18 protein-coding genes are annotated in these 20,517 nt (G+C 58.0%); 5 read left to right on the forward strand and 13 right to left on the reverse strand.

Annotated elements, in window-relative coordinates:
• Positions 1–9 precede the first annotated feature (9 nt).
• The gene (locus C4S59_RS05780) at positions 10–837 is read right to left on the reverse strand and encodes a helix-turn-helix domain-containing protein (RefSeq protein WP_103909548.1); all 828 of its coding nucleotides are present in this window, start codon (positions 835–837) and stop codon (positions 10–12) included.
• 216 nt (positions 838–1,053) lie between these two features.
• Here C4S59_RS05780 and C4S59_RS05785 point away from each other — a divergent pair, with 216 nt between their 5' ends.
• Positions 1,054–1,419 carry a hypothetical protein gene (locus C4S59_RS05785; protein WP_146064511.1) on the forward strand — a complete coding sequence of 122 codons (366 nt, stop codon included), beginning with the start codon at positions 1,054–1,056 and terminating at the stop codon, positions 1,417–1,419.
• Positions 1,420–1,551: 132 nt separating this feature from the next.
• Here C4S59_RS05785 and ilvN read toward each other — a convergent pair whose 3' ends face one another.
• From ilvN to C4S59_RS05805, 4 genes are all read right to left on the reverse strand, one after another.
• The gene (gene ilvN, locus C4S59_RS05790) at positions 1,552–2,112 is read right to left on the reverse strand and encodes an acetolactate synthase small subunit (RefSeq protein ID WP_103909550.1); all 561 of its coding nucleotides are present in this window, start codon (positions 2,110–2,112) and stop codon (positions 1,552–1,554) included.
• A gap of 52 nt (positions 2,113–2,164) precedes the next feature.
• Complete coding sequence (locus C4S59_RS05795; protein WP_103910284.1) at positions 2,165–3,919, reverse strand: acetolactate synthase 3 large subunit; 1,755 nt, start codon at positions 3,917–3,919, stop codon at positions 2,165–2,167.
• Positions 3,920–4,249: 330 nt separating this feature from the next.
• Positions 4,250–6,292, reverse strand: a complete 2,043-nt coding sequence (locus tag C4S59_RS05800; protein ID WP_103909551.1) for an ASKHA domain-containing protein — start codon at positions 6,290–6,292, stop codon at positions 4,250–4,252.
• Positions 6,293–6,407: 115 nt separating this feature from the next.
• Positions 6,408–7,364, reverse strand: coding sequence for an agmatinase (locus C4S59_RS05805; protein WP_103910285.1), 957 nt, complete (start codon positions 7,362–7,364; stop codon positions 6,408–6,410).
• Positions 7,365–7,537: 173 nt separating this feature from the next.
• On the opposite strand from C4S59_RS05805, the gene guaB reads away from it, so the two are divergent.
• The 3 genes from guaB (at position 7,538) to C4S59_RS05820 (ending at position 12,551) form a co-directional block, all read left to right on the forward strand.
• The gene (gene guaB / locus C4S59_RS05810; protein WP_103909552.1) at positions 7,538–8,986 is read left to right on the forward strand and encodes an IMP dehydrogenase; all 1,449 of its coding nucleotides are present in this window, start codon (positions 7,538–7,540) and stop codon (positions 8,984–8,986) included.
• Between the two features lie 31 nt (positions 8,987–9,017).
• Complete coding sequence (locus C4S59_RS05815) at positions 9,018–10,172, forward strand: RsmB/NOP family class I SAM-dependent RNA methyltransferase (RefSeq protein ID WP_103909553.1); 1,155 nt, start codon at positions 9,018–9,020, stop codon at positions 10,170–10,172.
• Between the two features lie 111 nt (positions 10,173–10,283).
• Positions 10,284–12,551, forward strand: a complete 2,268-nt coding sequence (locus tag C4S59_RS05820; protein ID WP_234994693.1) for a hybrid sensor histidine kinase/response regulator — start codon at positions 10,284–10,286, stop codon at positions 12,549–12,551.
• Here the strand turns inward: C4S59_RS05820 and C4S59_RS05825 are convergent.
• The 6 genes from C4S59_RS05825 to C4S59_RS05850 are packed head-to-tail and all read right to left on the reverse strand — an operon-like array spanning position 12,548 to position 17,224.
• Positions 12,548–13,714 carry a molybdopterin molybdotransferase MoeA gene (locus C4S59_RS05825; protein WP_103909554.1) on the reverse strand — a complete coding sequence of 389 codons (1,167 nt, stop codon included), beginning with the start codon at positions 13,712–13,714 and terminating at the stop codon, positions 12,548–12,550. The genes C4S59_RS05820 and C4S59_RS05825 overlap by 4 nt on opposite strands.
• Positions 13,711–14,187 carry a cyclic pyranopterin monophosphate synthase MoaC gene (gene moaC / locus C4S59_RS05830; RefSeq protein WP_103909555.1) on the reverse strand — a complete coding sequence of 159 codons (477 nt, stop codon included), beginning with the start codon at positions 14,185–14,187 and terminating at the stop codon, positions 13,711–13,713. The genes C4S59_RS05825 and moaC overlap by 4 nt, the downstream gene beginning before the upstream one ends.
• Position 14,188: 1 nt before the next feature.
• Entirely contained in the window at positions 14,189–14,989 is an 801-nt protein-coding gene (gene trpC / locus C4S59_RS05835) for an indole-3-glycerol phosphate synthase TrpC (protein ID WP_103909556.1), read from the reverse strand.
• Positions 14,986–15,633 carry a uracil-DNA glycosylase gene (locus C4S59_RS05840; protein WP_103909557.1) on the reverse strand — a complete coding sequence of 216 codons (648 nt, stop codon included), beginning with the start codon at positions 15,631–15,633 and terminating at the stop codon, positions 14,986–14,988. Before C4S59_RS05840 ends, trpC begins: the two co-directional genes overlap by 4 nt.
• Entirely contained in the window at positions 15,633–16,646 is a 1,014-nt protein-coding gene (gene trpD, locus C4S59_RS05845) for an anthranilate phosphoribosyltransferase (protein WP_103909558.1), read from the reverse strand. Before trpD ends, C4S59_RS05840 begins: the two co-directional genes overlap by 1 nt.
• On the reverse strand, positions 16,643–17,224 hold the full coding sequence (locus C4S59_RS05850) for an anthranilate synthase component II (protein ID WP_103909559.1): 582 nt from the start codon (positions 17,222–17,224) through the stop codon (positions 16,643–16,645). Before C4S59_RS05850 ends, trpD begins: the two co-directional genes overlap by 4 nt.
• Positions 17,225–17,396: 172 nt before the next feature.
• On the opposite strand from C4S59_RS05850, the gene C4S59_RS05855 reads away from it, so the two are divergent.
• Positions 17,397–18,848: a divergent polysaccharide deacetylase family protein gene (locus C4S59_RS05855; RefSeq protein ID WP_103909560.1), complete on the forward strand. Its 1,452-nt coding sequence runs from the start codon at positions 17,397–17,399 to the stop codon at positions 18,846–18,848.
• Here C4S59_RS05855 and C4S59_RS05860 read toward each other — a convergent pair.
• Both C4S59_RS05860 and C4S59_RS05865 read right to left on the reverse strand, forming a co-directional pair.
• Positions 18,845–19,483, reverse strand: coding sequence for a DUF1638 domain-containing protein (locus tag C4S59_RS05860; protein ID WP_103909561.1), 639 nt, complete (start codon positions 19,481–19,483; stop codon positions 18,845–18,847). The genes C4S59_RS05855 and C4S59_RS05860 overlap by 4 nt on opposite strands.
• 249 nt (positions 19,484–19,732) lie before the next feature.
• Complete coding sequence (locus C4S59_RS05865; protein WP_103909562.1) at positions 19,733–20,437, reverse strand: corrinoid protein; 705 nt, start codon at positions 20,435–20,437, stop codon at positions 19,733–19,735.
• Positions 20,438–20,517 lie beyond the last annotated feature (80 nt).

A 20,517-nucleotide genomic window follows, 5' to 3' on the forward strand; every position in this document is an offset into this window, starting at 1 on the left:
AACTTCGTATCAGGTAAACGGCGTGCTCAGCCTTAGCTGGGCACGGTGGAATGGTGGCAGGTCTTCGACATTGCAAATGCCGGATGCGCGTGCTGCCTCAAGCACCGGGCCTGTTTCGCGGCCCAAGTACTGATAGACCTGACGCGCGACGCGGCGGCCTGCTTCGCCTTCGGGCACGGTACGTACTGTAAATCCCAGCCAATAGTTGCTTTCGAACGCCGGAATGCGCGCAAGAAAGTTGAAGCTTGTGGTTTGCGTGTTTTTCCGGCTGATCAGCGTTGCGATGCCACCCATCTGTTGCATCACAAATCCGCGGAATTCGCGTGTTTTCGGATCACAAGGCAGGCCCTGTTGGCGCATCGCGTCTTTCGCTTCATGCCCACGCATGAAGGTCAGGCCATCACGACGGTAGACTGACACGAGGCCCTGAAAGAAACGTCCTTCTTCCATAAAGCTGGGCCGCGAAAAGCGGTAAAAGCCCGATGGAAAGGTGTGTTCGTCGGGCTGCAGGGCCGTGTTGCCCAGAAAACTCGCCAGCTCTTCGTGGCCGAAAAGCGTGGATGCTTGTTTGCCTGTAGCAAGGGTTTCTACAGGTTCCAGTAGGATGCGGGCGTCGACGCCGAAGAAGTCACAGATGCGGTGCAGCACGTCTGGCCGCGGGAAACTTTCACCGGACAGGTAGCGATTGAACTGGGTCCTGTTGATTCCTAAATCGCGGCAAAGTTGTGATATCGAGACAGATGCTTGGGATAATTTCCTAAGATTTGACCCAAAAACCTCGCGGAGTTCGGATGGCGTGAGCGACGCCGCTTTAGCGTTTGGTAACTGGTCCGTCATACGTACTGATTAACCGTGTAAGTCCTAGATTTTGCGCATGATTTACATGCGAGCCCCGAAATGACGCTAATTAGCGTCAGAGGTGACACTAGTTCGCGTCTTAATCTGTATTGCGTAGACACAAAAAGCAAGAGTTCGTTCGCAGGTTGTGGATGGATCGTTCGGAAATGTTCCCCGAAGCTGGTCTAAATCCGATAAATGAGAGAGGGGTCGCTCATGGTCGCTAGAAATATGTATGGTGTTGTTATTTGGTCCAATGCGGATCAGCGTAAAGCGATCATATGGTGTGAAGATCAAGGTGATCTTGCCTACTATACCAAAGATTGTGCCAGCGCGCTTGATGGCGTCACTTTGGATCCGGGCGATCTGATCCAATTTGATCTGCGATTAGAGCAGAGCTTGCGCATGGTTGATAATCCCCAGCGCGTCGAAAGCGGGTCGCATTCCAACCTTGCATCCAGCCTGAGCACAGAGAACGTCAATCAGGTTGAACCTAGCCGCGTAAGGTCAAAGCGCAGGACGGACAATATCGTGACCTTCCCGACAAAGGCGCGGCCTGAGAGAGAGCTTATTCCAGCCTAAGCAACTGATCACCAAATCAAACAAGAGCGTCCTTTCGGGCGCTCTTGGCTTTTGTGGCGGTACTCAGAACAGCAGAAACAAAAACGGCCACCTTTTTGTCAAAGGTGGCCGCTTTGGATCTTGTGGTCAGGCTTATTCGCCGCGGGCAAGTGCCGCGACACCGGTGCGCGCGATCTCGGACAGGCCAAGCGGGCGCATCAGATCTGCGAAAGCATCTACCTTTTCAGGCGTGCCGGTGATCTGGAACACAAAACTTTCCAACGTGCTATCAACCACTTGCGCACGGAAGATGTCGGCCAGACGCAGCGCTTCAACACGCTTCTCGCCTGTGCCAGCCACTTTCAGCAGCGCCAGTTCACGTTCGACCGAGCCGCCTTCGACGGTCAGGTCGTGTACGTCGTGAACCGGAACGATCCGGCCCAGCTGTGCTTTGATCTGCTCGATGATCTGCGGTGTGCCTGTTGTAACGATGGTGATGCGCGAATGATGACCTTGGTGGTCGATTTCGGCCACGGTCAAGCTGTCAATGTTATACCCACGACCGGAAAACAAACCGATGACGCGAGCCAGAACGCCGGGTTCGTTGTCGACGATAACGGCAAGCGTGTGCGTTTCCAGATTGTCGTCAAACGTGGATCGTAGGTTATAGGCCGAATGTTTGGTCGAGCCTTTTTTGATGTTTAGTGGGGACATTTGCGGTTTCCGTATTCTATCTTTCAGGCCAAGGCGGGGCAGGGTGCCGGTGTTAAACCAGCACCGCGCCTTTGCCCTTGATGGCGTCTGTGGCCGCGGCGTCGCCCAGCAGCATTTTGTTGTGCGGCTCGCCCGAGGGGATCATCGGGAAGCAGTTTTCGTGCTTTTCAACGAGGCAGTCGAAGATAACCGGACCATCGTAGTTGATCATTTCCATGATCGCGTCATCCAGATCCTTCACGTCATCACAATGGATGCCTTTCGCACCAAAGGCTTCTGCCAGCTTCACAAAATCAGGCAGCGCTTCCGACCACGAATGCGAATAGCGTTCGCCGTGCAGCAACTGCTGCCACTGGCGCACCATGCCCAGACGTTCGTTGTTCAGGATGAACTGTTTCACCGGCAGGCGATACTGGATCGCTGTGCCCATTTCCTGCATGTTCATCAGCCACGACGCTTCACCAGCCACGTTGATAACCAGTGACTCGGGGTGGGCAACCTGAATACCGATGGTGGCGGGGAAGCCATAGCCCATGGTGCCCAGACCACCGGAGGTCATCCAGCGGTTCGGATCTTCAAAGCCAAGGTACTGTGCGGCCCACATCTGGTGCTGGCCAACTTCGGTCGCGATATAGCGGTCGCGGCCTTTGGTCAGTTCTTCCAGACGCGCAAGCGCGTGCTGCGGGCGGATGTTGCCTTCTTTCTGTTCGAACTTCAGGCAGTCGACCTTTTTCCACTCTTCGATCTGTGCCCACCAGCGCTGGAGGCCTTCCTTGTTGACCTTTCGGCCACGGGCTTTCCAAACCTTCAGGACGTCTTCCAGAACATGGGCAACGTCACCGATGATCGGCATATCAACGTGGATGACCTTGTTGATCGAGGACGGATCGATATCGATGTGCGCCTTTTTCGAACGGGGCGAGAACGCGTCGATGCGGCCGGTGATCCGGTCATCGAAACGGGCGCCGACGTTGATCATCAGGTCACAGCCGTGCATCGCAAGGTTCGCCTCGTACAGGCCGTGCATGCCAAGCATACCCAGCCAGTTACGGCCAGATGCGGGGTAGCTGCCCAGCCCCATCAGGGTCGAGGTGATCGGAATGCCTGTTGCATCAACCAGTTCGCGCAGAAGCTGGCTGGCTGCGGGGCCAGAGTTGATGACGCCGCCGCCAGTGTAGAACACAGGGCGTTCGGCACCTTCCAGCGCTTCAACCAGCTTGGTGATCATTTCCATGTCACCTTTGACCTTCGGCTCGTAATGGCTTGTGCGGGTTTGCTGCTTGGTTGTGTATTTGCCGCTGGCAAACTGAACGTCTTTGGGGATGTCGATCAGAACAGGCCCGGGGCGGCCGGATGTGGCCACGTGGAAGGCCTCGTGGATGGTTTCTGCCAGTACGTCGGTTTCCTTAACCAGCCAGTTATGCTTGGTGCAGGGGCGGGTGATGCCAACAGTGTCCGCCTCTTGGAACGCGTCCGAGCCGATCATGAATGTCGGAACCTGACCGGTCAGAACAACCAGCGGGATCGAGTCCATCAGCGCGTCGGTCAGGCCGGTAACGGCGTTTGTCGCGCCGGGGCCGGAGGTGACCAGAACAACACCGGGTTTGCCGGTGGAACGGGCATAGCCCTCGGCCGCGTGAACGGCGGCCTGTTCGTGACGCACAAGGATGTGCTGGATGTCAGCTTGCTGAAAAATCTCATCGTAAATCGGTAGCACCGCGCCACCGGGGTAGCCGAACACTGTGTCCACGCCCTGATCCTTCAGTGCTTGAACTACCATTTTCGCTCCGGTCATCGCCTTGGTCATCATCTTGCTCCGTCTACGGCGTTACATCTGCGCAATAAAAAAGCCCCCGATTTCTCGAGGGCGCATGGGGTACCGTTATGGTGTCCGTTACCGGCCCATGCGCCATTTTCCCACGACTAGTACAATGCTGGTCTTCATTTTGGGGGCTCCTATTACGCGGGGGACATTATGTCGGTGGGATAGGGGCGTCAACCGCATTTGGTGAAGAAAAGTTACCTGAGGGGTGCATTTTCTTTCTGAAAATTGCGCATTATGTCGAGTTGCGTGAAATTTTCCAAAGAAAAGCCCCGAATCTGGCAGTGTTTCTGACCGGAATCGGGGCTTTTTCTGTTATCCGCGGCGGCGCCGTCTGCGATTGCCGCCGTCGCCGCTGTTGCTTGCGCCAAAGCCGACGTCAGGCAGCGTCACAACTTTCTGGAGTTCAGGGTAAGGCGCGGTTTTGTGCGGGATCGCGTTGGCGGCAACGAAATGTTCCTGGAATTTCGGCTCGATCGCCGTTTCCACTTTGGTGATCTCGCGTACCAGCTTTTCGATCCGCGCACGGGCATCGACGTTACAAAGCGCGATCCGCGCGCCTGTGCCCGCAGCGTTGCCTGCCGATGTGACTTTATCAAGCGACACATCGGGGATCATGCCCAGCACCATCGCGTGCTTGGGCGATATGTGTGCGCCAAAGGCCCCAGCCAGAACGACGCGGTCCACAGTTTCGACTTCCATCTCGTCCATCAACAGGCGCGCGCCTGCATAGAGCGCAGACTTTGCCAACTGGATGGCGCGCACGTCGCCTTGGGTCACCGTGATACGCGGTCCACCTTCGGCGGTGCCGTCAAAGATCAGGTATTCGTGGGTGCGGCCATCTGGAAGGCACCGTGGCGTGCCGGTTTGCTCTGCCGATCCGATAAGGCCGGAGGCGTCCATCAAACCGGCCATGCGCATTTCGGCCACGGCCTCGATGATGCCAGACCCGCAAATGCCGGTGATGCCGGTTGTGGCGGTCGCCTCGGCAAAACCTTCATGATCCGACCACAAATTACATCCGATCACGCGGAAACGTGGTTCCTTGGTGATCGGGTCAATCGCAATGGCCTCGATCGCGCCGGGGGCTGCGCGCTGGCCGGACGAAATCTGTGCACCTTCAAAGGCGGGACCGGTAGGCGACGAACACGCTAACACGCGCGTCGTGTTGCCCAGCAGTATTTCCGCGTTGGTGCCCACATCGACCATCAACACGAGGTCTTCTGATTTGTCGGGTTCTTCCGACAGAGCCACGGCCGCCGCATCCGCGCCCACGTGGCCCGCAATGCACGGCAGCACATAGATCTGCGCGCTCGGCAGCAAGGCGGTCAGGCCCAGTTCCTGTGCATTGATCGACACACTGTCAGACGTCGCCAGAGCAAAGGGGGCCTGACCCAGCTCAACCGGATCAATGCCCAGCAGCAGGTGGTGCATGACCGGGTTACAGACAAAGACCATTTCCATGATCTGACCGATGTCGATCTTGGCCTCATCTGCCAATTCACGGGCCAGAGTATCGATGGCCTCGCGCACAGCGGTCGTCATTTCCTTGTCGCCGCCTTCGTTCATCATGGAATAGGACACGCGGCTCATCAGGTCTTCACCGAAGCGGATCTGCGGGTTCATGATGCCGGAGCTTGCCATCACTTCTCCGGTCGCCAGATCGGTCAGATGGGCGGCAACGGTGGTCGATCCCAAATCAATCGCCAAACCGAAAAGCCCGCTTTCGTGCAGACCGGGGAAGGCGGTGATGATGGTGGATTGATCGCTGTTGTGCGGCTTGTGCACGGCGACAGTGATCTTCCAATCCGCTTTGCGCAGGATGCGCTGGATTTTGGACAGCACCGATAGGTTCATCTTGACGTTGGTGATGCCCCAGCCGGTTTCCAGCGCCCGTTCGATCCTTTCAAGATCACCTGTGGGCACGTGCATATCGGGTTCTTCGACCTCGATATAATAAAGCCGCGTTGCCGGGGCCATTTCGATCTGACGGGTCGAGGCCGCCTTGCGCACCACCTGTTTGTGCACCTGACTTTCAGGCGGCACGTCGATGACGATGTCGCTTTGCACAGTTGCCTGACAGCCCAGACGACGCCCCGGTTTCAACCCGCGTTTTTCGTCATAGCGTTGTTCAACACTGTTCCATTCCGACAGTGCGTCTTTGGCGACTGTCACGCCGTGTTTGGGGAAATCGCCATAAGACGGCGTGATCTGGCATTTCGAACAGATCCCACGTCCGCCGCACACAGAATCCAGATCAACACCCAGCGACCGCGCAGCGGCCAGCACGCGGGTTCCTTTGGGAAAACGTCCGCGTTTTCCGGATGGCGTAAACACAACAAGCGGGTCTTTGGTCATGTCGTCGGTCTTTCAGTGCACCAATTTGCCGAGCAACATAGGCGTCTTCCCACAGGAAGGAACCCCGATTGCGACCGGATTAGGCAAATTGCGTCACTTCCGACTGGAAGCGGGTTCAGGACATCTTTCGCGCGTGGAAAATGAAGCCCAGAAAGTTCATCAATAGTTGTGCTGCAAGGATCGATGTGCTGCCGGTGGGGTCGTAATCCGGCGCGACCTCGACCAGATCGATGCCGACGATTTCATTCTGGTTGGCAACGGCCTGCAGCAGCTCAAGCACTTCGTAGTAAAGAAACCCGCCATGGCTGGGCGTTCCCGTACCCGGAGCGATAGAAGGGCAAAAGGCGTCGATATCGATGGTGACGTAAAGGCGTTCGCCCATAGGAATGCGTTTGGCCAGCGCCTGAACGCCCATATCCCGCGCCTGCCGGACAGAGATGATATCCGACCCCATGGAACGTGCGGCCTCATACCCTTCGCGGGCGGTCGAGCTGACGTTTCGGATACCGACCTGCGTCAGACCGGTGACGTACCCTTTTTCCGCAGCCCGTCGCATCGGGTTGCCATGCCCGCGTGTCACACCGTGGCGCACATCGACGAAATCCAGATGCGCATCGATTTGCAGGATGTGGAATGGGTCCTGACCCTCAAATGCTTCGATACAGGGAATATTCACCGAATGGTCCCCGCCGATCACAACGGGCAGGGCGCCTGCATCCAACGCGGCGCGCACGCCCTTTTCGATATTCGCATGACTGCGGATGGTATCGGTATGGATGATGTCCGCATCCCCCATATCCACGATGGTCACATCTGATCCCAGATAGGTGGCGTCATCTTCGTGGTCGTAAGCCCCGTCGTGGCCGAAAGAAAATAGCGTCGAAGCCTCGCGCACGCTGCGCGGGCCGAACCGTGCGCCCGAACGCCATTGCGTGCCCGCATCAAACGGCGCGCCAAGGATGGCGGCATCGGCATCCAGACTGCCCCAGTCTTCGACATAGGGTTTCTTTGCAAAGGTGCAGATGCCCGTGAAGGGCAGGTTCAAGCGACCGCTGTCATATCCGTTTGTCATGGGCAAAGCTTTGTCACGGATCAGCGATTTGGCAAGCCTGTGACGCATCCGTTTGGATCAAACCGTCGGAATTTGTGAAACAACGATGAAAATCACGCTTGCTGTCTTTCCTTTCCGGTCTTTGCATGTAATAGGGACGCGTCAAACGAAGACTCCCACGGAAAGGTCCACCTATGGAGATTCGCGAGGCACTTACCTTCGACGACGTACTTCTTGTTCCGGCTGCTTCTTCGGTTCTTCCGTCGACAGCAGATACACGCACACGCGTGACCCGTAGCATCACCATGAACATCCCGCTGCTGAGTTCAGCGATGGATACAGTCACGGAAAGCCGCATGGCGATCACCATGGCGCAGGCTGGTGGGATCGGGGTGGTCCACAAGAACCTGAACGTAGAAGAGCAGGCACGCGAAGTTCGGCGTGTGAAACGCTTTGAAAGCGGGATCGTCTATAACCCCGTGACCCTGAAAGCGGACCAGACGCTGGCAGACGCCAAGGCGTTGCGTGACCGCTACGGATTTACCGGCTTCCCTGTTGTTGATGACAATCACCGCATCGTCGGTATCGTCACAAATCGCGACATGCGTTTTGCCGAGCGTGATGACACGCCGGTTAAGGTGATGATGACCACCAATGATCTGGCCGTTCTGGTTGAGCCTGCGGACCGTCAGGAAGCCATCAGCCTGATGAAGGCCCGCCGGATCGAAAAACTGTTGGTGACTGACAAGGACGGTAAGCTGACCGGCCTGCTGACGCTGAAAGATACCGAACAGGCCGTTCTGAACCCGACCGCGTGTAAGGACTCTCTGGGCCGCTTGCGTGTTGCGGCGGCGTCGTCTGTTGGCGATAGCGGTTTTGAACGCACATCGGCGCTGATCGACGCCGGTGTCGATATTGTTGTTGTGGATACGGCGCACGGCCACTCGGCTGGTGTGATCGAAGCGGTGAAGCGTGCCAAGGCCCTGTCGAACGAAGTTCAGGTGATTGCCGGCAACGTGGCCACCGCTGAAGCGACCAAGGCGCTGATCGACGCGGGTGCGGATGCCGTTAAGGTGGGTATCGGCCCCGGTTCGATCTGTACAACACGTATGGTCGCCGGCGTGGGTGTGCCCCAGCTGACCGCGATCATGGATTGCGCCAAGGCGGCAGGCGATGTGCCTGTCATTGCTGACGGCGGTATCAAATTCTCGGGCGACTTTGCCAAAGCAATCGCCGCTGGCGCGTCTTGCGCGATGGTTGGCTCGATGATTGCCGGTACTGACGAAAGCCCGGGCGAAGTGATCCTGTATCAGGGCCGATCGTTCAAAGCCTACCGTGGTATGGGTAGCCTTGGCGCTATGGCGCGTGGCTCTGCCGACCGTTACTTCCAGAAGGATGCCGCCAGCGACAAACTGGTACCCGAAGGGATCGAAGGTCAGGTGCCGTACAAAGGCTCTGCCGGTGCGGTGATCCACCAATTGGTGGGCGGCCTGCGCGCGGCGATGGGCTATACCGGCTGTGCAACCGTGGACGAGATGCGTCAGAATTGTCAGTTCGTGAAAATCACGGGCGCGGGTCTGCGTGAAAGCCACGTGCACGACGTTCAGATCACGCGTGAAAGCCCCAACTACCGCGTGGGCTAAGCCCGTTTAACTGGCAAAATCGGAGGCCGTCGTGACACCCGAAGCACGCGTTCAGGCGGCCATCGATATTCTCGATCAGATCAATGATGGCGATCCGGCGGAACGGGCGCTGACCAACTGGTCGCGCCGGTCCCGTTATGCCGGTTCAAAGGACCGTGCCGCCATCCGTGACCTGGTGTTCAGCGCCTTGCGCAAATGGCGCAGCACCGCCGCGCTGGGCGGCGCTGAAACGGGCAGGGGCCGCATGATCGGCTTGCTGCGGCAGGACGGCGTGGCGCTGGAAACAGTTTTCACCGGCAATCGCTTTGCGCCCGATCCCTTGCGCGCAGAAGAGCTGGAGGGCGGTACGCAACCGTCCGATGCTGCGGCAATGGATTTGCCCGATTGGGTCTGGGAAAAATTCAAGTCTGACCTTGGGGATCGTGCCGCTGATGCTGCGCAGGTTCTTCGCGACCGCGCGCCTGTGACGTTGCGGGTCAATACGCTGAAAGGTGACGTTTCCGCGGCGCAAAGCCGCCTGTTGTCCGAGGGCATTGTCACACGCGCCAACCCCAAAAGCGCGACGGCTCTGACCGTGGAAGAGGGCCAGCGCAAGGTTGCTCAGAGCGATGCCTATCAGTCGGGTCTTGTCGAGCTTCAGGATGCGTCCAGTCAGGCCATCGTTGATGCGTTGCCAGACCGTCAGCCGCAAAACATACTGGATTATTGTGCAGGCGGGGGCGGCAAATCGCTGGCTCTGGCGGCCCGTTTTCCAGACGCGCGCATCACCGCGCATGACGCCTTTTCGCAAAGAATGAAAGACATTCCGGCCCGTGCGTCCCGCGCCGGGGCGACCGTCAAAATAGCAAACAAAGCCGAGGGCTGGTTTGATCTGGTTTTCTGCGATGTGCCCTGTTCCGGCAGTGGCACTTGGCGTCGAGCGCCAGAAGCCAAATGGCGTTTCAGCCCAGACGATTTGCAGGACCTTGTCGAAACCCAAGCCGAAATCCTGCGCATCGCTTCTGAACTGGTGTCAGAGGGCGGCCTTCTGGCCTACGCCACCTGCTCCATTCTGGATGACGAAAATACCAAGCAAATTGACCGTTTTCTGGCGGACAATCCGCAGTGGCATGTTGTGAAGTCGGAATTCTATTTGCCGGATACTGATGGCGATGGTTTTTTCGTAACAATCCTTACCAGAGATTAACGGCCCATTAGCAACTATAAGTTGATATCGCCAAAATAGAGCCTAACGTGGTCTCTATCTTGGGGTGGAAGTTCATTTGCCTCGACTGAACTGAACGTGGGCCTGAACGACATGATGAAATCGACCGCAAAGAATATCGAAAGTTCCCAGCTGCGCGGCGTTTATCTTCTTCTGTTTTTGTCCGGTGTTCTGGCTATCGGTGGCAGCGTCGTCGTACCGCAAATTGACGGCTTGCTTTTGTTGATTGGCGGCGCGGCCTTCATCTGTCTTATCTGTTTTGCGTTTTATGCCGCCGTGCAGGGGATGTTTCAGCGCGGCATCTTTCTGGCGGTCAAAACCGCGGCGGAACTAAGCGCATCGCCGGTTCTGTTGACGGACAGAAACGCCTTTGTCGTTTTTCAGAACAAGGTTGTGCAGGATGAATTCGGCGATTGTTTGGATGCACCGATTGCACAGGCTTTGGATGATGATCTGATCGAACCGCTGCCTGCAATTGCGCAACTTCTTCAAGACGTTAAGGAAAATGGCGCCGCCTCGCAGGAGTTTCTGACGGACGGCGGGCAGCTTAAAATACATGTGCGCAAAATCGGGCGCAGGTATCTGTTGTGGCAAATCCAGCGCAGCGAAGCAGGTTCTGGTGGTGCGTTTTTGCCCAGTATCTCGGTGGGGCGCCACGGTGTCATTTTATCGATGAACACCCAAGCGCGCGCACTTTTCGGGATGCGCGCGCACAGGCTGGATCAGATCGCACCGATCAATGCATTCCGCGACGGACAAATCGTTGAACTGGCGACGAAGGATGGGCAAAAGCAGACCTTTATCACTAAATGCGTCGCCCGCGCAGTTGGGCGAACCGAATTTATCTTGGTGGAACATCAGGTCAGCGATTGCATGTCGCAGGTCGATTGCGACAGCCTGCCCATCGGCCTTTTGACGATCTCGCGCGAAGGGATCATCACAATGGCCAACAGTCGCGCCCGCAAACTTCTGAACCAAAGCGACGTTCAGGGTGGCCCGCTGGCCGCCTATTTCGAAGGTCTCGGGCGGTCGATCCCTGACTGGATTTCGGATGCCTACGCGGGCCGGGGATTGAACAAATCCGAATTTTTGCGCGTGTCACGGGATGATCGCGAAGTCTTTGTTCAGGTATATCTCAGCCGGATCGAAGATCAGGGTACGGAAAAACTGATCGCGCTTCTGAATGACGCGACAGAGTTGAAGACCCTTGAACGACAATTCGTGCAAAGTCAGAAAATGCAGGCGATTGGTCAGTTGGCGGGTGGCGTTGCGCATGACTTCAATAATCTTTTGACGGCAATATCAGGACATTGCGACCTGATGTTGTTGCGTCACGATAAGGGCGGGCCGGATTATCCTGACCTTGTCCAGATCCACCAGAACGCCAACCGCGCCGCCGGTTTGGTCGAGCAGCTGCTGGCATTTTCGCGCAAACAAACGCTACGCCCCGAGGTTCTGGACCTTCGGGATACCCTGTCTGATCTGACACACCTTTTGAACCGGCTGGTTGGGGAAACGGTGTCACTGCAATTGAAGCATGACCCGCTGTTGCCCCCCATCCGCGCAGACCGCCGCCAGATCGAACAGGTGCTCATGAACCTTGTCGTGAACGCCCGCGACGCGATGGCGAATGGGGGCAAGATCGTTATCGAGACCGAAAAAACCGTGCTGGACGAACCACTGGTGCGCAATCGCGCGAGCGTGCCTCCGGGGGAATATGTCTTGGTGCAAGTCATTGATGAAGGCGAGGGCATCCCCGAAGACCTGCAACAAAAGATCTTTGAACCCTTTTACACCACGAAACGCACAGGCGAGGGTACGGGGCTGGGCCTGTCGACGGTCTACGGGATCGTCAAACAGTCTGGAGGCTACATCTTTGTGAACAGTGAAATGGGCAAGGGCACGACGTTCCAGATTCTGTTTCCTGTCCATTCGGGGCCGGCCATCAGCCCTGTCGCGGAAATGCCCGAGCCTGTGCGAATGCCGACGAAGGCCGGACAGGGGGTCATCCTGTTGGTCGAGGACGAAGCGCCCGTGCGCGCATTTGCATCGCGTGCGTTGCGCCTGCGCGGCTATACGGTGATCGAGGCAGAGTCGGCGGAGGCGGCACTGAACACTCTGGCCGACGGAACGTTGCACATCGATCTGTTTGTGTCCGACGTGATCATGCCCGGCATGGATGGGCCGACTTGGGTGCGCAAAGCACGTGAGATGCGGCCCGATGTCAGCGTTGTGTTCGTGTCGGGGTATGCCGAAGATGCATTCGGGGGCGCGGCACAGGACATGGAGAAAGTCACCTTCCTGCCCAAGCCATTTTCGCTGTCAGCCCTGACTGACACAGTCAGCAAGGCTTTGGGTTAGATCGTGATGAACTCGATCACGTCGCCAGCTTTTCGCGCTGGATCGTGGGGCGCGCGGACGGCAAGCGCGTTCGAGGCGCTCAGGACGCTTAACAACGCGCTGTCCTGACGATCGGCGACGTGAAGCCCTTCGGCTGTCAGATGCGCGCGCATGTAGTGTTCACGTGGGCCGTTCTGGCCGATATCGTTCAGCAACAGACCCTTTTGACGTTCCACCGGTGCAGCGGGCAGGCCCATCATCGCATGCAGCAAAGGCACAACGAAAATCCGGCCGCAGACCATCGCTGACACCGGGTTGCCGGGAAGGCCAACCATCATCGCATTGTTCAAGCGGCCTGCCATCAATGGTTTGCCGGGGCGCATGGCAACTTTGTAAAAACTACGTTCAAGCCCCAGACCTTCGGCGGCCTGTGCCACCAGATCGTGGTCGCCAACAGACGCGCCGCCGATGGTGATCACCAGATCAGCATCTTCGACGAAGCCAAGCACAGTTTGCAGTGAATTGATCGTGTCGCGGGCGATTGGCAGCAGTCGAACATCAGCGCCAGCCTTGCTCAGCATCGCGTGCAGACCAAAGGTGTTGGACGCGATGATCTGGTCCGGGCCGGGCGTTTCGCCGGGCATCACCAGCTCATCGCCCGTGGAAATCAGCGCCACTTTCGGGCGCTTGGACACGGTCACTTCCGGACAGTTCATTGATGCCATCAGCGCCAGATCATTCGGCGTGATCCGCATCGGGGCCTTAAGGGCAAACCCTTCGGCAAAATCGTTGCCCGCGGGACGGATGTAGGATTTCGTGTCGGCATCAGGCTTGATCGTGATCTGGTCGCCGTTTCGATCCACATCTTCCTGAATGACGATCCGCGTTGCACCTTCGGGCACCGGCGCGCCGGTGAAGATGCGCACAGCCTGACCAGAGGCTACCGACCCGCCAAAGGCATGTCCCGCCGCGCTTTCGCCAATCACCGTCAGCGTGTCATCGGTTTCGGCGGACACAACGGCATAGCCATCCATGGCAGAGGCTGGAAAGGGGGGCTGGTTGCGCGTGGACACGCAGTCGGTCCGCAACACGCGATCATAGGCCTGAAGCAAAGGTACCGTTTCTGTCGCCAGGGTTTGCGACAGCGAAAACAGATGGTCCAGTGCTTCGTTGACGGAGATCATTTTGCTTCGTAACGGCCCGATTTACCGCCGTCTTTCAGCGTAACGCGCACACCGCCGATTTCCATCGCCTTATCGACGGCCTTGGCCATATCGTAGACCGTCAGCGCCGCTGTCGAAACGGCTGTCAGCGCTTCCATCTCGACACCGGTCTGACCGGTTGTCTTGACGGTTGCCGTAATGCGAATGCCAGGCAGGTCCGCGTCAGGCGTCAGTTCAACCGCAACCTTTGTGATGGGCAGCGGGTGACACAAAGGGATCAGATCAGGGGTTTTCTTAGCGCCCATGATGCCAGCCAGACGCGCGACACTGATCACATCGCCTTTCTTGGCGCGGCCTTCGGTGATGATTTCATAGGTGGCTTGCGCCATCTTGACCCAACCCTCCGCCGTCGCGATCCGCGAGGTATGCTCTTTGTCCGAAACATCCACCATATGGGCATCGCCCTTGGCGTCGAAGTGGGTCAGTTCAGCCATATTACATCACCGGTTCAGCTAGCAGGGCACGGGTGGCCGCAGTTACATCATCTTGCCGCATCAGGGATTCCCCGATCAGGAAGGTGCGCGCACCGCAGGCCGCCATGCGGGCAAGATCGTCAGGGGTAAATAGACCGGATTCCGAGACCAGCAAACGGTCCTTTGGTACGGCCTTGGACAGCTCTTCGGTCGTTGTCAGTGACGTCTCGAACGTGTGCAGGTTGCGGTTGTTCACACCGACGAGCTCAGATTTCAGCAGCAGAGCACGGTCCAGTTCTTCGCGGTCGTGCACCTCGATCAGAACGTCCATTCCCCATTCAAACGCGCAGGCCTCAAGCTCGGCGGCTTGGGCGTCGGACAGGCTTGCCATGATCAACAGGATGCAGTCAGCCCCAAGCGCGCGGGCTTCGGCGACTTGATAGGTGTCGTACATGAAATCCTTGCGCAGGGCGGGCATGTTGGTGGCTTCACGTGCCTGAACCAGAAATTCTTTCGCGCCCTGAAAGCTGGGCGTGTCTGTCAGAACCGACAAACAGGTCGCGCCGCCGTCTTCGTAGGCTTTCGCCAATTTGGCCGGATCGAAGTCTGCGCGGATCAGGCCCTTGGAGGGCGAGGCTTTCTTCACCTCGGAAATCAGGCCATAGCCGGTTTCCTCTGCCTTGCGCAGCGCCTTGGCAAAGGGGCGTACGGGGCTTGCTGATTTGGCGTCGGCTTCGACATCGGACAGGGATTTGGCCGCTTTGTCGGCAGCAATTTCTTCAAGCTTGTAGGCTTTGATCTTTTCCAGAATAGTCGCAGTCATGATCCTGTCCAGTCGATTTCAGGCTGTCCACCTGCCTTAAGCCACTCGTTCACCCGCGAAAAGGGGCGAGAGCCGAAAAAGCCGCGTCGGGCCGACAAGGGCGATGGATGGGCCGAGGCCAGGATCAGATGATCGGGGCCTGTGATGCAAGATTGGAATTTTTGCGCGTGGCCGCCCCAAAGGATGAACGCGCGCGGTTTATCGGACAGCGCGGTCAGCACATCTTCGGTTAGATGTTTCCAGCCGAGTTTCGCATGCGCGCCCGCTTCTCCCGCAGGGACTGTCAGCGCGCTGTTCAGCAACAACACACCCTGATGGGCCCAGAACCGCAGGTCGCCGTTTGCGGGACGTGCGCCGAATTCGGCATCCAGTTCTTTGTAGATGTTGCCCAGAGATCGGGGCAGGGGCTGGACATCGGGTTCGGTGGAAAACGCAAACCCATGGGCATGGCCGGGCGTCGGATAAGGGTCTTGTCCCAGAATGACCACGCGGACGTCGTCAGGCGCATTGGCATTCAGGGCCGCAAAAATCTGACCCTGCGGCGGCAGGATCGTGCAGGTTTCCTGTGCCAGGGCATCGCGGATCGACGGCCAATAGGTGGTGAAAAAGGGCAGGTGATCCCACCCTTTGGGAAGGTCTGTCATCACGCCTGCGTCAGTCGCGCCAGTGTTTCTGCCGCATTCAGCGCTTTGCCACTGGCGATGCTTTCTGCAGCGACTTCCACGCCTGCTTTGAGGTCAGCGGCGACATCGGCCACCACCAGCGCAGCGGCAGAGTTGAACAGAACCGCATCGCGATAGGCACCTGTTTCACCTTCCAGAAGCGCGCGCAGGGCTTTGCCGTTTTCCTCGGGCGTGCCACCCAGAATATCGCGCATATGGTGCACCGGCAGACCTGCATCCTCGGGGTGGATTTCGCGGCTGTGGATTTCGCCTTCTTCCAGCGCGGCGACTGACGTTGTGCCAGTGATCGACACCTCATCCATGCCGTCGCTGCCATGAACCAGCCATGCTTTCTCGGACCCCAGAGCCTGCAGCGTTTCCGCCATCGGGTGGATCAGATCCAGCGCGAAGGCACCGGTCAGCTGGCGCTTTACACCAGCAGGGTTGGTCAGCGGACCAAGGATGTTGAAAATCGTTTTGCAGCCCAGTTCCTGACGAACCGGCATCACATGTTTCATTGCCGGATGGTGCATGGGCGCCATCATGAAACCGATGCCAGCCTCGGCGATCGCACGTTCTACGACCTCGGCCCCGACCATCACGTCGATGCCCAAAGCCCCCAAGGCATCAGCCGCGCCGGATTTGGACGACAGGTTGCGGTTGCCGTGCTTGGCAACAGGAACGCCTGCGCCAGCCACAACGAACGCAGTCGCGGTCGAGATGTTCAGTGTGCCCAGACCGTCGCCGCCAGTGCCCACGATATCCATCGCGTTTGCGGGGGCTTTGACCGGAACGCATTTGGCCCGCATTGTCGCGGCGGCTGCGGCATATTCGGACACGGATTCACCGCGTGCGCGCATCGCCATCAATAGACCGCCAACTTGGGCAGGCGTGGCTTCGCCTTCGAAAAGGATTTCGAACGCCTGATTGGCTTGCGACCGGCTAAGGGGGCCTTCCGAGGCGGCAAAGATCAGCGGTTTGATTGCGTCGCTCATGCCGGCACCTTCATCAGATCGGTGAAGTTTTGCAGCAGCTTATGACCGTGCTCGGACGCGATAGATTCAGGGTGGAACTGAACGCCGTGGATGGGCAGCGTCTTGTGCGACAGGCCCATGATGGTGCCGTCTTCCAGCTCGGCTGTGATCTCAAGGCAATCGGGCAGCGATTCACGTTCTACGACCAGCGAATGGTAGCGCGTGGCTTCGAACGGGCTGGGCAGGCCTTTGAACACGCCTTTGCCGGTGTGATGCATGATTCCCATTTTGCCATGCACGATTTCGCTATGCTGCACGACTTTGCCGCCAAAGGCCTGACCGATGGTCTGATGACCAAGGCACACGCCCATCAACGGCGTTTCGGTTTCGGCAGCGGCCTTTGTCAGAGCAAGGCAAATACCTGCCTGATCGGGATCGCACGGACCGGGCGACAGCAGAATACCCGCTGGGTTCATGGCCATGGCTTCTTGAACATTGATCGCGTCGTTGCGTTTCACGACAACTTCGGTGCCCAGTTCGCCCAGATAATGAACCAGATTGTAGGTAAAGCTGTCGTAATTATCGATAAGAAGCAGCATAACGTGTTTGTCTTTCCGGATTTCTATCAACGGGGCTGGCGGCACCCGCCTTGGTCGCTATATACATGATGCGAGGTACAGGTTCGCGTCAAGGGCACGGGGCCTAATCCATGCGATCTGCGAAGTCTAAATCGCGGGCGAGGGTATTTGAGCAGGTAAAGGGGCGAATTCCATGGCAAGGAGTTTCCTAACAGGTATTGGAGCGGGCTTGGTGACATCGGTCGCTGGCGCGGTGGGGCTTTCCTTGGTGCTGGGCGAACCGAACGCGACGCCGCCTCAGGACATGATGCAGGAAACCGAAACGCCGGTTGTGCCGGTCGCGGAACCTGGTGCCGATGCGACAGTGCCTGCCGTGGAAACCGATATACCCGAAGTGGCGGTCGTCGATCCTTCGCTGAATGCGCCGCAGCCTGATGCGGCTCCGATTGCGACGCCTGACGTGGCCGAGCCCGAAGTCCAGCAAGATGTCGGTCAGGGTGTCGCGTCGGAAACGGAAAACGCTGATGTCGCGCCTGCGCCATCCGAGGCGCCCACAATACCACAGACACCCTCGGCACCCGATGCAGCCACCGCTGACGCTGCGCCAGAGCCTGTTGCCGAGCCGGAAAACTCACCTGCAACCGACGGAGCATCTCCGGAAATGGCGGATGCGCCAGAGGCCGGTTCGGCGGACATTGTGGCCCCTGAAACGGAAGTGGCGCCTGCGTCCAACGAAACAGCGGCGCTGCCAGCACCTGACGCGACAGCTGACGCACCCAGTATTGATACCGAACCGCCTGCTCCGCCTGCAGAGGAACCCGAGATCGCAGCCATCGCGCCGCTTGATCCATCGGGTCCGGTGATCGGGAAACCGGCGGGTTCGCTGCTGGATCGTACAGACAGCGCGCGGTCAAGCCGCCTGCCAACCGTTGGCCAAACCGCTGATACAGCGGTTGTGGCACCTGCCTCGGTCCCGGTCGAAATGTTTGCCGCCGAGGTGGAAATTGACGAAACCCTGCCGCGCATGGCGATTTTGTTGATTGATGACGGGCAGGGGCCGCTTGGCCCCAACGCATTAGATTCATTTCCCTTTCCTGTGACTTTTGCAATCGATCCGGCAGCGCCCGACGCAAAAGAACGCATGGCGGCCTACCGCGAGAAAGGCTTTGAAGTCATGGCGCTGGTGTCCGCGCCCGAGGGGGCCACACCGCAGGATGTCGAAGTGACGCTAGAAGCCAACCTTGTCACGCTGCCCGAGGTCATCGGCGTGATGGAAGCGCCCAATGGTGGTCTTCAGACATCGCGTGCCGTGTCCGATCAGGTGGCGGAATATCTGCGTGCGTCCGGTCATGGGTTGGTACTGCAACCCAACGGTTTGAACACGGCGCAGGCCTTGGCTGAACGTCTGGGCGTTCCGTCCAATTCGGTCTTCCGCGACTTCGACGGTGACGGTCAGGACCCGCGCGTTCAGCGCCGTTTCCTTGATCAGGCGGCGTTCAAAGCACGTCAGGAAGGCGGGGTGATCATGATGGGTCGCCTGCAGGCCGATACGATCTCGGCGTTGTTGCTGTGGGGGCTACAGGATCGCGCGGGGCAGGTGGCCTTGGTTCCTGTCACCAAGGTGCTGAGCGAACGCGGGCTTTAAGCCCAATCCGCCATTGTCCGTTCCAGATCGCCGTAGCCGGTGAACCTGCGTTCAAAATCCAGCCCGAGCCGCGCGGCACAGTCCTGCGCCTTGGCGGTCAGCGCCGGATCGTCGATCTGCGCCTGATAGACCAGCTTGGTGTAATGGGCGAAATACATGTCTCGCAGTTCAGGATGGCGGTCTAGGCCAAGAGGCTCCCAGACGAACGCATCGAATTGCCGCACCAGAAAATCGGTCAGGTAGAATGCTGTGAATTCGTCCCGCGCGGCAAAGGCATCGTTTCCTTCGAAAAAGCTATAGCAATGGGGGCCAGCCACCATTTCGACGCCGAGGTCATCGCAGGCCGCTTGCAACAGACCGCCGGTGCCGCAGTCGGCGTAGACCACATAAATCCGGTCATATGAAGAACGGTTCTTTTCCACCGCAGCCTTCACCGCTGGCACAATCTGATCTGGTGAGTTGTGAAGAATGGCAGGCAGGCAGGTCAGATCCAGATGATCCCAGCCATTTTTATCTTTCACATCAAGGATTTCGCGGGCCAAAGCGCCGCAAGCAATCAATAGGACAGATCCCGCCAGTTGAGCGGAAAATCCGTCGTCACGAAGTGTGGAATCGTCAGGGACGTGTGTCGTCATGAGGGACGTGGCCCAGTCCCCAGCGGGCCAGGAGACCTAGGACCAGCAATACGGGAAGGACCGTGAATGCACCCAACGAATTGAACGCCCAGACCGTAATCGCGGCGGCACAGAGAACGCTGAAGATCAACAGTGTGAAAGATGTGACAGGCATCCGACTCTCCCTTACAGCCTTAATATGGGCGTTCGAACGCGAAAGAAAAGGACTTTCGCGCTCTTACCCATACTATCGGCTGCTTTTGGCAAAGATTAACCGGAGGCCCGCTGATTATGGCGGCGTGCGACCATTTCTTTGGCTTTTTCAACAGCAACAGCTGCGTCACGGCAGTAGGCGTCTGCGCCAATGGCCTTGCCAAATTCTTCGTTCAGCGGTGCGCCACCGACCAGAACGATATAGTCGTCACGGATGCCCTGTTCCTTCATCTCGTCGATGACGGTTTTCATGTAGGGCATGGTGGTTGTCAGCAGGGCGGACATACCAAGGATATCGGCGTCAAATTCTTTGGCCGCGTCGATAAAGTTTTCGACAGGGTTGTTGATGCCGATGTTCATGACTTCAAAGCCTGCGCCTTCCATCATCATGGTCACAAGGTTCTGACCGATGTCGTGGATGTCGCCTTTAACCGTGCCGATCACCATCCGGCCCACAGTTTCTGCACCGGTTTCCGCCAGAAGCGGTTTCAGGATGGCCATGCCGCCCTTCATAGCGTTCGCAGCCAGCAGAACTTCGGGAACGAACAGGATGCCGTCACGGAAGTCACGACCAACGATGGTCATGCCGCCGACGAGAGCTTCGGTCAGAACGCGATAGGGGGCCCATCCGCGTTCCAGCAGGATGTTCACACCTTCGCAAACCTCGTCCCGCAGACCGTCGTACAGGTCGTCCATCATTTGGGAGACAAGTTCTTCATCGTCGAGTTCGGACAGGATCAGTTCGTCTTCTTCTTCCGACATGGGTTGGGTCCTTTCAGAAAGGTTCAGCGCTTATGCCTGATAAGCAGCTATGTGGCTATTTTGTAAAAAGAACTGGGCTT

Source organism: Thalassococcus halodurans, assembly GCF_900108225.1.
GTDB classification, from domain to species: domain Bacteria; phylum Pseudomonadota; class Alphaproteobacteria; order Rhodobacterales; family Rhodobacteraceae; genus Thalassococcus; species Thalassococcus halodurans.

What these genes read in the sequence shown, in the direction of transcription:
- C4S59_RS05780 (WP_103909548.1), bottom strand. Translation starts at nt 837, where the DNA reads ATGACGGACCAGTTACCAAACGCTAAAGCGGCGTCGCTCACGCCATCC.
- C4S59_RS05785 (WP_146064511.1), top strand. Translation starts at nt 1,054, where the DNA reads ATGGTCGCTAGAAATATGTATGGTGTTGTTATTTGGTCCAATGCGGAT.
- ilvN (WP_103909550.1), bottom strand. Translation starts at nt 2,112, where the DNA reads ATGTCCCCACTAAACATCAAAAAAGGCTCGACCAAACATTCGGCCTAT.
- C4S59_RS05795 (WP_103910284.1), bottom strand. Translation starts at nt 3,919, where the DNA reads ATGACCAAGGCGATGACCGGAGCGAAAATGGTAGTTCAAGCACTGAAG.
- C4S59_RS05800 (WP_103909551.1), bottom strand. Translation starts at nt 6,292, where the DNA reads ATGACCAAAGACCCGCTTGTTGTGTTTACGCCATCCGGAAAACGCGGA.
- C4S59_RS05805 (WP_103910285.1), bottom strand. Translation starts at nt 7,364, where the DNA reads ATGACAAACGGATATGACAGCGGTCGCTTGAACCTGCCCTTCACGGGC.
- guaB (WP_103909552.1), top strand. Translation starts at nt 7,538, where the DNA reads ATGGAGATTCGCGAGGCACTTACCTTCGACGACGTACTTCTTGTTCCG.
- C4S59_RS05820 (WP_234994693.1), top strand. Translation starts at nt 10,284, where the DNA reads ATGATGAAATCGACCGCAAAGAATATCGAAAGTTCCCAGCTGCGCGGC.
- C4S59_RS05825 (WP_103909554.1), bottom strand. Translation starts at nt 13,714, where the DNA reads ATGATCTCCGTCAACGAAGCACTGGACCATCTGTTTTCGCTGTCGCAA.
- moaC (WP_103909555.1), bottom strand. Translation starts at nt 14,187, where the DNA reads ATGGCTGAACTGACCCACTTCGACGCCAAGGGCGATGCCCATATGGTG.
- trpC (WP_103909556.1), bottom strand. Translation starts at nt 14,989, where the DNA reads ATGACTGCGACTATTCTGGAAAAGATCAAAGCCTACAAGCTTGAAGAA.
- C4S59_RS05840 (WP_103909557.1), bottom strand. Translation starts at nt 15,633, where the DNA reads ATGACAGACCTTCCCAAAGGGTGGGATCACCTGCCCTTTTTCACCACC.
- trpD (WP_103909558.1), bottom strand. Translation starts at nt 16,646, where the DNA reads ATGAGCGACGCAATCAAACCGCTGATCTTTGCCGCCTCGGAAGGCCCC.
- C4S59_RS05850 (WP_103909559.1), bottom strand. Translation starts at nt 17,224, where the DNA reads ATGCTGCTTCTTATCGATAATTACGACAGCTTTACCTACAATCTGGTT.
- C4S59_RS05855 (WP_103909560.1), top strand. Translation starts at nt 17,397, where the DNA reads ATGGCAAGGAGTTTCCTAACAGGTATTGGAGCGGGCTTGGTGACATCG.
- C4S59_RS05860 (WP_103909561.1), bottom strand. Translation starts at nt 19,483, where the DNA reads ATGACGACACACGTCCCTGACGATTCCACACTTCGTGACGACGGATTT.
- C4S59_RS05865 (WP_103909562.1), bottom strand. Translation starts at nt 20,437, where the DNA reads ATGTCGGAAGAAGAAGACGAACTGATCCTGTCCGAACTCGACGATGAA.